This window comes from Caballeronia sp. SBC1, assembly GCF_011493005.1.
GTDB lineage: Bacteria > Pseudomonadota > Gammaproteobacteria > Burkholderiales > Burkholderiaceae > Caballeronia.
Genome location: NZ_CP049156.1, coordinates 1,267,473 through 1,280,564, shown reverse-complemented (window position 1 = coordinate 1,280,564; position 13,092 = coordinate 1,267,473). Strand labels below are relative to the sequence as shown.

Annotated in this window: 8 protein-coding genes; 4 read left to right on the top strand and 4 right to left on the bottom strand. The window is 63.1% G+C overall.

The annotated features are described in order from the left end of the window. Positions 1-142 precede the first annotated feature (142 nt). The 4 genes from SBC1_RS05560 (at position 143) to SBC1_RS05550 (ending at position 3,282) form a co-directional block, all read left to right on the top strand. Entirely contained in the window at positions 143-355 is a 213-nt protein-coding gene (locus SBC1_RS05560) for a glycine zipper 2TM domain-containing protein (protein WP_165088326.1), read from the top strand. Between the two features lie 281 nt (positions 356-636). Then, positions 637-1,068, top strand: a complete 432-nt coding sequence (locus SBC1_RS05555; RefSeq protein WP_165088323.1) for a hypothetical protein — start codon at positions 637-639, stop codon at positions 1,066-1,068. Between the two features lie 259 nt (positions 1,069-1,327). Continuing rightward, on the top strand, positions 1,328-1,462 hold the full coding sequence (locus tag SBC1_RS40395) for a hypothetical protein (protein WP_255540518.1): 135 nt from the start codon (positions 1,328-1,330) through the stop codon (positions 1,460-1,462). A 221-nt stretch (positions 1,463-1,683) separates the two neighbouring features. After that, complete coding sequence (locus SBC1_RS05550; RefSeq protein WP_165088318.1) at positions 1,684-3,282, top strand: L-lactate permease; 1,599 nt, start codon at positions 1,684-1,686, stop codon at positions 3,280-3,282. A 237-nt stretch (positions 3,283-3,519) separates the two neighbouring features. On the opposite strand, the gene arfB is transcribed toward SBC1_RS05550, so the two are convergent. The 4 genes from arfB to recC are packed head-to-tail and all read right to left on the bottom strand — an operon-like array spanning position 3,520 to position 13,080. Beyond that, positions 3,520-3,933, bottom strand: coding sequence for an alternative ribosome rescue aminoacyl-tRNA hydrolase ArfB (gene arfB, locus SBC1_RS05545; protein WP_241202030.1), 414 nt, complete (start codon positions 3,931-3,933; stop codon positions 3,520-3,522). Continuing rightward, on the bottom strand, positions 3,930-5,984 hold the full coding sequence (locus SBC1_RS05540) for an AAA family ATPase (RefSeq protein WP_165088315.1): 2,055 nt from the start codon (positions 5,982-5,984) through the stop codon (positions 3,930-3,932). Before SBC1_RS05540 ends, arfB begins: the two co-directional genes overlap by 4 nt. After that, complete coding sequence (gene recB / locus SBC1_RS05535) at positions 5,981-9,691, bottom strand: exodeoxyribonuclease V subunit beta (protein WP_165093079.1); 3,711 nt, start codon at positions 9,689-9,691, stop codon at positions 5,981-5,983. The genes SBC1_RS05540 and recB overlap by 4 nt, the downstream gene beginning before the upstream one ends. Further along, entirely contained in the window at positions 9,691-13,080 is a 3,390-nt protein-coding gene (gene recC / locus SBC1_RS05530; RefSeq protein ID WP_165088311.1) for an exodeoxyribonuclease V subunit gamma, read from the bottom strand. Before recC ends, recB begins: the two co-directional genes overlap by 1 nt. Between the last annotated feature and the right edge of the window lie 12 nt (positions 13,081-13,092).

The window sequence follows — 13,092 nt, the reverse complement described above, 5'->3', positions numbered from 1 at the left end:
TTCTACATTGAAAGAATCGGCAGCAACTGTCTTTTCGCCGCCGGGTTGGACGTGGACAGTCAGGCTCATCTGCCGAAGGAGCCTCGCCGGTTTAACTGCAACCCGTTACACCTTCGTGATTCATCGTTTTTGGAGAGTTGAAATGGACAAGATCAAACAGATTGGCGCTGCTGCTCTCATCGCCGCACTTCTCGGCGGCCTGTCTGCATGCGATCAAATGACAACACGTCAACGCGATACGGCCGTCGGCGCGGGTATCGGCGGCGTAGCGGGGGCGGCACTCGGCGGCAACGCGCTGTCTACAGTGGGCGGCGCGGCCGCGGGCGGCCTGATCGGTAATCAGGTCGGCAAGTAGGTTGATACCTCAGCGTATCGAATAAGCGTACCGGATGATTTTTCATCCGATACGCTCTGCCCGGTCGGTTTGACCGCCCCATCGCTTAGACAACACAGCGGCCGGGTACAACCTAATTTAAGTGCTTGGGTGTGTCCGGTCGTGTGCCCGATCCCAGCCGGTGAAACAGCGAGAAACATTGGGGCACGTGCCCCTGCTTTCCCACGTTTGAGCGATGCGCTAGGCTCCTGACATCCCGTTCATTCGAACGGTCGCGTTTCGACGCAATTTGGAGTCGCATCATGAGCCCGAAGCTCGCACTATCCGCCTTCGTGGGCGCTTTGAGCTTGAGCGCTTGTTACTACGTGCCATATGGTGCGTACGGATATTACCCAGCGTATCCACCCTACGCGGGCACCCCGGTAGTCAGTACAGCACAAACGCAGCAGGAGATCCCTGTCGCGCCCGTGGGGACGTCTGGCACCGGCTATGCGCAAAGTTACCAAGGCGCCGACAATCCGCCGTCCGCCTATGCGTCAACGACACCGCAATACGTTGCTGCGCCGCCTGTCGTCTACGCGCCGTATCCCGCTTATTACCCGAGCTACCCGGTCTACGCGCCATATCCGGCCTATTACGGTGGCTACGGTTATCCGTACGGTTACGGCCCTTCGCTGTCTGTCGGTTTCGGCTGGTACGGCGGCGGTGGGCGTGGACATTATTATCGTCATTGAGCGTCGTCACTGAGCAACGCTCCGCGTTGCTGCGCAGGCGCGCCTTACGCGTTCGGTGTAATGCTTCCACACGAACCGCGCTTGGACTAGCGCGGTTTGTTGTTGTGCGCGTTTTGTACCCCTCTTGTGTGGCGTGTCTGGCCGTATGAGTAACGCGTTTCGGACCGCTCCGTGACAGCTCGTGCGATATGGCACGCTTTTCGCTGGAATACCTGATCGCTGCGCCTCCCGGGCGCTGCCGCTACAGGAATCCCTGATCATGCTGGTCTTCGCGCTGGTCCTCCTCTGGCTCGCCGCCTGTCTTGGCGTGATCTCCATCTGGGTGTTGCGCTCGGCGCCGCACGGCTCGCCCAAAACCGACGCTTCCGACGCGCACGAGCCCACCACACGTTAAGACTTCAGCCCAATCCGGACGGCTATGGGTATTCCTTGCTTGACGCGCGCCATCCTCGCTCTATCCTTAGTCCTGACGCATTAGGCAAACGCTTAGTTGCCACGATGTGCCGAGCGGCGGCGCGCTTATTGCAACGCGGACGAAGCTCACGGGGCTGTCAGTACCGGTCGCCATGACCGAAGAACGCCAAGCGTTCAGCAAAATAAAAACCAGGAGACGATATGTTTCATCAGATTCTGACGCCTGTCGGCGGCTCACTCGGCTTGTCCTTTCTCGTCGCCGTGCTACCTATCGCAGTCGTGCTTGTTTTGCTCGGTTGGGCGCGCCGCCCTGCCTGGCAAGCGTCGCTCGCCGGATTGATTGTTGGCATAGTAATCGCCATCGCCGTGTGGCATTTCCCTGTGGGACTGGCGATTGATTCCGTCGCGGCAGGCGCCGTGTTCGCCGTCTGGCCGGTCATGTGGATCGTCTTCACCGCCATCCTGCTCTATAACATCGCGCAGCGTTCGGGCCGCTTCGAAGCGTTCCGGGTATGGATGATCGACAACCTCCCGAACGACCGGCGCATCGTACTGGTCGTGATCGGCTTCTCCTTCGGCGCGCTTCTGGAAGGCATCTCCGGGTTCGGCACGCCGATCGCCATTACGAGTTCGCTGCTGATCCTGCTTGGCTTTCCGACGCTCGAAGCGCTCACCTTCACGCTGATCTTCAACACTGCGCCGGTCGCGTTCGGCGCGCTCGGCGTGCCAATCACCGTGCTCGGCGCCGTGACCCATCTCTCCCCTGACCTGCTCGCCAAGATGGTCGGCCGCCAGTTGCCGTTCTTCGCGCTGCTGCTGCCGTTCTACGTGATTGGCGTGTACGCGGGCTTTCGCAACATGCTCAAGATCTGGCCGGTGCTCCTGGTAGCCGGCGGGACGTTCGCGCTCACGCAATTCGTCACGGCGAACTACATCAATTACTCGCTCACCGACGTGCTCGCGTCGATGGTCTCGCTGATCCTCACGATTGCGTTCCTGCGCGTCTGGAAACCCGCCCCGGACGAGCGTTTCGCCGTCAATGTTGATCGGGCGGCGCAGGTCCGCGGCAAGCTTTCCGGCGGCCACGGCTGGGTGCCATGGATCGCGGTATCGGTGGTGGTGATCGTGTGGACGGTCGCCAAGATCTTCCTGATCGGCGATGTCAAGGTACCGTGGCCGGGCCTCGACAAAGCCGTCTTCATCACGCTCTATAACCAGCCGTACGGGGCGATCTGGGACTTCCAGCCACTCGCGACCGGCACCGCGATCCTGCTGGCGTCGATCATCACCGCCCTGATCGTGCGGCTGCCGGTGAGCGAATTCGGCGCGGCGATTGTGGATACGTGGGTGCAGACCCGCATCGCCATTCTGACGGTCGCCACTATTGTCGGGCTCGCGTACCTGATGAACTACTCGGGAATGAACTACACGCTGGGACTGGCCGTGGCGTCGGTGGGGGCATTCTTCCCGCTGGTGTCGGCGTTCCTCGGCTGGGTGGCGGTGTTCCTGTCCGGCAGCGATACATCGGGTAATGCGCTGTTCGGCAATCTGCAAGTGGTCGCGGCACGGCAGCTCAATCTCAATCCGATCCTGATGGCCGCCACGAATTCATCGGGTGGCGTCATGGGAAAGATGATCTCGCCGCAAAACATCTCGACGGGTGTGGCCACCACCGAACTGAAAGGCAAGGAAGGCGTGGTTTTCGCGAAGACGTTCAAGCACTCCATCCTGTTGACCGTGCTGCTCGGCGTGCTGGTTTGGCTGCAGCAAAATGTGCTGACGTGGATGATTCCGCATTGACGGTAATACGCGGCCGCCTTGATTTTTATACGGCCGCTTTGAAGGGCACTGTTCCTGTCACGCGTAAATGCGGGTGGCAGGGCTTGGCTTCCGGTGGGCAGCGCTGATCGCGTTGAGAGCCGGGATGGTCGGCGTAGGTGGCCCTCCTACGCGGGCCGGGGCTGTGCTGGCGACGGGCCAAGTCAATCGTTGGCCGGCCCCAAAGCGGACCGCCGTACGAAACTGGCTGACTGCACCTCAATCTCCCACTACCCGTCCACGCGTTGCCTTCACCGCGCCCCGCCGCACTTTCCCATCCACCCTTCGCAACTGCGACGCCCGGGTAGGTTTCGTCGCCACGCGCGTACGGCGTGTCACGCTGACGCGCTGGATAATCTCGTCGAGCCGCGCAAGTGCCGCGGCACGATTCATGTCCTGCGTACGGTGTTCCTGCGACTTGATGATGATCACCCCGTCACGGGTGATGCGACTGTCGCGTAATGCGAGCAAGCGCATCTTGATCGTTTCCGGCAGCGACGACGCCTGGATATCGAAACGCAGGTGAATCGCGCTCGACACCTTGTTGACGTTCTGCCCGCCCGCCCCTTGTGCGCGCACGGCGATCAGCTCGACCTCGTTCGGCCGGATCACATACTCTATCGTATGATTCACAATGCCGCCTCCGCAATCCGCGCGGCCAGGCCCGAGTCACGCCGCGTAGGTGTACGGACGGCCTGCGCGAAGACGTCCGTCGAGCCAATCACGTCTATGCGGCTACGCGCCCGCGTGATCGCCGTATAAACCAGTTCCCGAGACAACATGCGGCCAAACGCGCTCGGCAATACCAGCGCGGCGTGATCGAATTCCGAGCCCTGTGATTTGTGGACGGTCAGCGCGAATGCCGTGTCGTGAGGCGGCAATGCGGCGGGAGAGAGCATCCGCAACGTTCCGTCCGCCATGCGGAAGCAGACCTGCATGGCGCCGCTGGCCGCCGGCAGCGCAATGCCGATATCACCGTTGAACACGCCCAACGCGTAGTCATTGCGCGTAACGATCACTGGCCGCCCCGCGAACCATTGAGCGCCCGCGCCCAGGGTGACCGATGCAGCCGTCCGGACCCACGCCGATACACGCGCGTTGATTTCATCGACACCTCGCGGCCCATGACGCGTGGCGGCAAGGATGCGAAAGCGGTTGAGCGCATCGAAAAGCGGTGCCGCCCCGGTTCCCGCTTCGAGCGTTTCGGCGAGCATTCGCGCGTACGGTTCGAAACCGGCGTTCAGGCGCGCCAGCGTGCGCTCGGAGAGATGAGGTCCCGCGTCGTCGATAAGCAGCGCCGCTTTTGTCGGGTTGTCCTGGCTGCCGAGTGTCAGGGCGGCAAGCGCGTCGTCGACGGAACCACGACGGATGGCGACCGACAACCTGCCAATATCCGAATCCAGGCCGAAACGATAATTGCGCTGCAACCACACGACACAATCGGTCAACGGACTGATCGCGGTTTGATCGAATGCGGCAGGCGCCGCAGGATGCCAGTCGACTTCGGGCACGCTCACGCTCGCCAATACGTTGTAGCCGTCATAAGCGTCTTTGTCGTCGTCCGGGATCAGATAACCAGGTTCGTCGATCCACATGGGCTCGATTTCAAGCAGCTCGGTCTGACCATCAGCGTCACTTTCACCTTCACGGCCACTCGGCAACGCGGCGATGAACCGATCTGCCGGCATCGACAACGCTGCAGCAATCCGCGCCGCGCCTGCATCGCTGAAAACCGGCTGCGCGCTCAGTTCAGCGAACACAGCGCCTGCTTCTACGGCGGCAAGTTGATCCTTGTCGCCAAGCATCACGAGCCGCGCACCGGGCGCGACCGCTTCGAGGAGATGCGCGGCCAGCGCGACATCGATCATGGACGCCTCGTCGATCACGATCACATCAAACGGCAGCGGATTGTCGCGATGATGCCGGAAGCGCCCGTTCGCCTGCGTGCCTAGCAGACGCTGCAGCGTGAACGACGTGTGCGGCAAACGCGCCGCCAGCTCGGGCGGCAACACATTGGCGCGTTCGACCAGCGCTTCCTGCATGCGCTGCGCCGCCTTGCCCGTGGGCGCCGCGAGCGCGATGCGTAAAGCCGGGTTTTCGTCTAGCAGGCAAGCGAGCACGCCGACAACCGTTGTTGTCTTGCCCGTTCCCGGGCCACCGCTCACGATGGTGAGACGCCCTGACAACGCGACGAGCGCGGCGACGCGCTGCCAGTCGATGTTGTCATCGTCGTTCTTTGACGCCGCGAAATAGCGCCCCACGCGCGCCTTCAATTCAGCCGGATCGGGTGCATCAGCAGACACCTGGGCACGTTCGACCAGCGCCCGCGCGAGCCGCCGTTCGTAGTCGAAATACCGGGCGAGATAGATACGCCGACTGGAATCAATAACAAGAGGAAGCAGGTCCGCAGCAGCTTTCCGGCCGTCACACACCACGCCGCTCGCCAGCAATGCGGCATGTACCACGCCGGCAGTTTCGCCATACCGCTGCGCGAGTGCATCGAGCGCGATACACACGTGCCCTTGCGTCGTCGCGCGGCTTACTGCAAACGCCGCCCGCTGGGCCCAGCGTACGTTGTCGGCGTCGCCCTGAAGGCGTTTCGATAACGCGCCTATCCGGCGCGCGAAACCATCGGCGAGCGCAACGTTATCGTCGGAGACAAGCGTGAGGTCGGGCGCGTTCATGCAGCAACTCCTTGCATCAGTCGATCGATCGCCTCGATCAGTTCCAGCGATGGCTTGCCCACATGCACACCCGCTGGCCTGTCACCATCGCGCCAATCGGGTCTTACGCCGCGCACGAACAAATACAAATAACCGCCGATGTGCCGCTCAAACGCGTAGTCACGCAGCCGCAAGCGAAGATAACGATGCAGCGCCACCGTGTAAAAGAGCGCCTGCAAGTGATAGGCATGCGAGGCCATTGCGGCGTCAAGAGATTCCTCGTCGTAATCGGCGGGTGTCAGCCCGAGATGATTCGACTTCCAGTCGACGATCCAGAAACGCCCTTCATGCTCGACGATCAAGTCGATGAACCCCTTGACGAAGCCGCGCAAGGTTCCGGCTTCCAGCGCGACGTCGGGGAAGCCATGCGCGACGAGCACGCGCCGCAAGGCCGTGAAATCAAGCGATTCCGCTGGGAACAGGAACTCGAGTTCATTCATGCGCCGCTTGGTGGGAATGGTATCGAGGCGCATGCCTGGCACGAGTTCGGTCGCAACCGTATCGGCGAGCAGACGCGCCATCATCGCGGGCAGGTTGGCAGCCAGCGCGTCGGTCGCTGAGACGGGAATGGGATGTTCATGTAACGCGCGCTCGATCGCTTCGGGCCAATTTGCGGAGTCCGTGAAATCTGCGAGCTCGTACATGCGGTGCAAGCACTCGCCTGCCGACGGGCCGCGCGGGAACGCGAGGATATCGTCGGTATCGAGTTGGATCGGGGCGGCGGGCAACGGCATTTCAATTGGCGTGACCAGTGTAAGCGCCGCTATTGCGTCGATACGCCCGTCGTGGTCGGGACGTTCGTCAGTCGGCTGCGCCTGATTCGATTCCTCACGTGCGCCGGCGGCGATCATGGAACTGAAGCTGGCGGTCCGCCAACTGTCACGCAACACGCGACGGCTGGTTCGCGGCTGAGGCGTGAAACCCGCGTCGCGGATCACCACGAGCGGTTCACGCATGTCGATCACAGGCAACGGTTCGACGGAGATGGAGCCCGTCGCAAGCGCTTGCCAACTTCCGATCACATCGTCTTCTTCGGGCGGCTCGGCGAGCCAGTCACCGAACGCATGGCCCGCGCCCGCGACCAGCCAGTTCAGCACGCTGCGCCGCGATTCCTTCGCTGATTTGCCGATCAGATACACGCCTCCGACCACGTAACACCGGTACACCGCGCGCGTGAGTGCCACATACACGAGCCGCGCGCGTTCGGCAGCCTGCTCGCGCGTGGCGAGTCCCGACGCTCGCTCGCCCTCTTCGTCCGTGTAGCCGTAGTGCAGTATGGCCGTGCCGTCATCGTGATATTCGCGGGCGTCGGGCAGTCCCGTGGACGGCGGGTCGCGCAACGCGCCGTCGTTCAGGAATGGACAGAATACGACCGCGTATTCCAGACCCTTCGATTTGTGCACCGTGACGATCTGCACAAGATTACGATCAGACTCGAGCCGCAACTGCGCATCTTCTCCGCCGCCCTGCTCCGCGCGCTGCGCGGCTAGCCAGCGCAGCGTGGGCGCAATGCCCGGTTGAACCGCGCCACGTGCCTGAATCAACTCGGCCAGATGATTGACGTTGGTCAGGCGGCGCTCGCCATCCGGACCGACAACAAGACGCTGCGCGATCATCAGCTCACGCGCGAGCGTGCGCCACATCACCGCAAAACCGCGCTCGTGCCACAGCATCCGGTAACGCGAGAAACGTTCGACCCAGCTCATGGCATCGGCCGCGGCGGAACCCTCCACCGCTTCGCTATGCTCGAGGTTCCACAACGCGGCGGCGTCGAGCCCGAGCCAGTCCGTCGCAAGCGCCGCGCGCAAGCGGCGCAAGTCGCCGGGGGTATCGATGGCGGCTAGCAAACGCTCGATCTGCTCCGCGTCGAACGTACCGAATACCGATGCTTGCGCCAGTTCCACGCTGCCCACGCCCCAGCTTGCGAGCACCCGCTTGACGAGACTGCCCTGCCGGTGCGTCTGCACAAGCACCGCAATCTGGCCGGGCGACAGGGGCTTGTCGCCTATCGTTACTTCGCCGTTTTGAGCACCGCGCAACAATCGCACGATCTCGGCCGCGCAGGCCTCCGCCGCCTGACGGTTGGCGTTCGTTTTCGACAGCGCTGAATCGCCTTGCGGCAACATCCACACGCAGAAATCCGCGGTATCGGAATACGCCGCCGACGCTGTGTTGTCATTGAACGGCTTGCGCTCGCGCGTGCCTGCGCGCACCGGCTGGTAAGTCAATCCGTCGAGAATGAACGCCGCCGGGTTCGCACCGAAAATGCGGTTGCAGGCATCGATGATCGGCGCAGTCGAGCGCTGGTTGACCGCAAGCGTATATCTCGCCGACGCCCGCTCGCGCGCCATCAAATACGTATGCAGGTCGGCGGCACGAAAACTGTAGATGGCCTGCTTCGGATCGCCGACCAGAAACAACGGCCCTTGCGGCGCGAAGATGCTGTTGAAGATGGCAAACTGCAGCGGGTCTGTGTCCTGGAACTCATCGATCAATGCAGCCGGGTAACGTGCCCGAAGTGCATCGGCGAGCCACGGATTAGCCGCGAGCGCCTGATACAGGTTGGACAGCAAGTCGTCGAACGACACCACGCGCCGCGTCCGCTTGCGCACCGCCAGTTCCAGCGGCGCGTAGTCAAGCCACTCACGCACGATGCCAAGCCATGCCGCGCGCTGCGCCGCTTCCGCGGCAGCAGCAGCGGCGGCAAGCGTCTCGGCGTGCTCGAAGAAAGCATGCGAGGGTGGTTCGTTCTTCACCTTCGTGCCTTTCTTCAACGCGCTCGCGGTGAGCTTCAGCGCTTCTTTCGGCGGCGCGGCGTGGCAATCGTTGCTGGCGAAATAGTCGGACCACGCAGCAATCGCCGCGTCAATCAGCGTGCGCTTGTGCGTGGTCTTGCTGAGCTTCGCTTCGGCGTCGACCAGCAATTGCACTATGGTGTCGCGTTCGGCGTGCCACACCGCGCACGCCGTATCGAACAACGCTTGCGCGTCCTCGCGGTGGGCGAGCTCCGACTCTCCCCAGCGCAACGTGGCAAGTGGCTTTTTCAGCCGGCGCGAAAGCTGTGCGTCGAGCGATGCAGGTCCTGCGCCTCGGCTCACGAGCCACGCGGCGAACGACGAATCCCGAGCGGCGGCCGGTTCGACCCGTTCACGCCAGAAGTCCGCTGCCATCTCGAAGCGCAACGCGCTGTCGTCGGCTTCCAGTTCGAACGCGAACGGCATGGTTGCAGCGAACGGGGCCTCTTGCAGAGCACGCTGGCAGAACGCGTGGATTGTGTGGATGGCGGCCTGATCGAAGGTATGCAGCGCGATTTTGATGCGCTTGAGCGCTTCATCAGGATCAACACGTTCAAGCGTAGTCTCGAACAGGCGCTCGAGGAATGCGTCGCCCGCGGTGTCGCCGGTTTTCATCGCGTGCTCGATCTGGACGAGCCGCGAGCGGATGCGCTCATGCAGTTCAGCCGTGGCCGCTTTCGTGAAGGTGACGACAAGAATGGCGTCGGCGGCGAGCTTCTTTTCCAGCAGAAGGCGAACGTAGAGCGCGCAGATGTTCCACGTCTTCCCCGTTCCCGCCGATGCTTCGATCTGGCTCACGCCATCGAGCGAACACTCGAAGACGTCGAGTTCGTCGGCCGCGTTAGCCGTCACTGTGGTTATTTCGGTACGCATCATGCGTCGCTCCGCATGTGCTGGATCAACGGCTCGAAGACGATCCTGGCCAACTTGGCGAAAGTTTCATCGAGTCTCAGTTCAGCGCCGCGAAACGCGATACGCAGCGCGGGATCGTCCGACTCGCCACGCGTTCTGTCCGATATCCACACGCCCTGCGCCTTGGACTCGCTTTCCTTGACCCATGTCCACGCGCTCTTCGGAAAGAACCGCAGCGGCATGCGCCGCCCGGCACGATATAGCGCAGCGAGTGTTGCCAGGTGCGAGTGAGGATCGTCGACGGGCGTCAGTTCAAAGCCACTCGATTGCGTGCCGCGCCCGTGCCACACCGTACGTCGCGGGCCATCGGGCAACGCGGCGCAATAGGCAAGATGTGCAAGCCATGCAGAGAGGTAGTCGCGGGCGCGCGGCACGTCGTATCGGTAAATGATCTGGCCTTCTTCGGTGAGCAAACTCAGAGTGCCGTGAAGCTGCAGCGGCTGCAAAGCATCATCTTGCAACGTAGCGTCGTGGCGGCCGAATAATTCGGCATCCGGCCAGCGTGGCTTGATATCCAGCGTGAACGGCAAGCGCTCCGCGCCTTCCCCTGTCGCGACACGCACCCTATTGGCAAGCGAATGCAAGGCGCTAATTTCCCGCGATTGCCACACGCCGCCCGTCGCGCCGCCTGGCATTTCGGGACTCGCACGCGCGACTCGCCGCGCGCGGTCGAGGCCGCTTGCTTCATTGTCGGCGGTGAGCTCGAGCAGCGCGGGCAGCACCCGATCGGCCAGCGCGGCCCGGCCCGGATATTCAAGCTCGAATGGTTCCGTATCCCCGAGTTCGGTCTCAGCGTCGAAGAGCGAAATGCCGAGCCGATCACGCAAGATAGCGCGCGCCGGATGACGCCAGAAACGCTCGAAGTCATCGAACGCAACGGGTTCAACCTCTTCCGCCGGCAACGGCCCGCTAAAGAATTTCGTTGCCGGCTCGCTCCTGCCGAGCGCGAGCGTCTGCGCCAGTTCCGCGCGCTCCGGCTCGTAGGTGAACAACGGCGCGCTGAAGTACTCGGGCGCGAACGGCTGCAACGGATGCTCGAATACGAAACGGCTGCGCGCGCGCTCGATCTCCTTCGGCGATGCCCCCTCGCCCGCCGCCGTTTCCGCCAGATAGTCGAGCAATTCGTCGATCAGCGCGGCAGGCGGCAGCGCGGCGTTGTCGCGAATGCTGCGTCCCGTGTACGCGATCATCAAACGGTCTCGCGCCGACAACAACAAGTCGAGGAACAAGTTGCGTTCGTCGTCACGGCGTTGCCGGTCACCGAGCTTGCCGAAACTCGCCATCAGGTCGAATTCGTCAGCGCGCGCGAGACTCGGCAACATGCCGTCGTCCATGCCGAGCAGGCAGACCACGCGATACGGCAGCCCGCGCAAGCTCGTCAGCGACGAAAACGTCACGCCGCCCCATGGGACGCCGCCACGCGCGGCGTCGTCGAGTGCGTCGGTGAGTGCCGTTCGCAGAACGTCGGCGGCAATTTCGGTATCCACGGCGCCTTCGCTCATGGAAAGCATCAGTGCATCGAGTGTCGACCGGACGTCGGCGATTGAGTCTGCAAACGGCAGACCGGCATCGAAGAACTGCGTGAGTGCGTCGAGCAGCAATTGCGTCCAGGCCCGCGGCGTACGCGGTGTGGCTATACGCTCGCCGAACGCGTCAATGTCGTCGATAAACCGCGTCAGCCGGCCGAGCAATTCCGCGTCCGACCCCTGAGCGCCGCCAACCGGCAGCCACTCGTCGACAGGCGCGCCGCCATCCGGCAACGCATAGCCGAGGAACAACCGCGTGAGGGCATCGGAAAAGGTGTGACGGGCAGCAGGCACGTCCGCAGCAGTAACGGCCGACGGCGTGAGCCCGCGCCGTGCACCGGCCGCCGCGAGCCACGTTTGCGCGGTTTCCAGCGCGACGGCATCTATGCCATAACGCGCCGCGACCGCGTCGACCCGCAACCATTCGATCAACTCGGGTGCGCCGACACTGCGTTCAGGCAACGCCAGCCAATCGAGCAACACGCGCGCGACCGGGTTTGCCTGCGAAGGGGGCAGGCCCGTGATCCGATACGGAATCCGCCGGCGCTCACCGGCCACGCCAGCGGGCGCGGTGCCAAACACGCCATCAATAAGCGGACCCGCCGCCGCGAGATCCGGAAACGCCACGAGCACGTCCGACGGCTGCAGCCCGTCCATCTCGTCGAACCAGCCAAGCAAACGATCGTGCAACACTTCAAGCTGCCTCGACAAGCTATGGCACACGTGAATTTCGATACCGGGTTCAAGCGCTTCGTCCGCTTCGCCCAGTTCGGCAACCTCGTTCAAATTGAGGATCGTGTTCTGCACGCGGGCGAGCCATGTGGGCGCGGGATTCTCCTCGAAATGACTGGCTTCCCGCGACGCCGCGCTCTCCGTCAGCTCGCGCAGCATGTGCAATTGCGCCTGCGTCTGGCGGCCCCATTCGGCGAGCAGCGGATGGCCCACTTCCTGGAAATCCAGCTTCCCCGCCAGTTCGAGTTGCTCCACACGCGCCTCGCTCACGATGTCGAACCAGAACTCGCGGCACGGATCAATGGCATAGATCCGCACGTCGATCCATCGCGACAACTCGCGCAGCAACGCAATATGCAACGGCGGCATGGTCGGCAACGCGAACACGCTCACGCGCTCCGGCCACTCGGCCTTCATCACGGCGTCGAGATCGAGTTTCGGCGATTCGCTCAGGAACCGGTACGCGGGCGGCGTGGGATCGTGCGCGCCGGCGTCTTGCGCGAGGTCGGCGAGCAGCGCACGCCATAGCGAGGCCTGCCAGCGTTCGTCCTCGCGCTGGATGGCCGTGGCGTTCGGCAAGCGCGGACCGTTTGCGTCGATTGCCCCGCCGGCCGACGCCAGGATCGACCCACCGGCCTGCCAGTGCAGCAGCCATTCCGGCCGATACGTCAGATAGTGATCGAACACCGTTGCGATACGGCGCGCGAGTTCATAGCGCATGGAGTCGTCGGCGGCATCTAGGTAGACGCGCAGTCGCGACGAGCTCTCCGGCGCTGCTTCCGTCATTGCTCCGAGCAGCCGGAAGCAGCGCCACACCAACCGGTCGGGCGCAAACGGCGAATGCTCGGGTACGGGTAACACACCGCCGATCCTCGCCCACAACCACTGCGCCAGATAACACAGGTCCACGTTTGCACAAATGCCAAAGCGGGCGGCCATGTCCAGTTCGAGCCGACGGCGCACTGCCGCGCTCGGCACGATGATCGTCTGGCTCGCGAATGGATCGCCGCCATTCAGCGCGAACGCGGCGACGTCGTCGAGCAGCGCCTGCGACAGCGTTTCATGGCGATTCGAATAGAAAAGTTCGAGCATGGATCCTGCTAG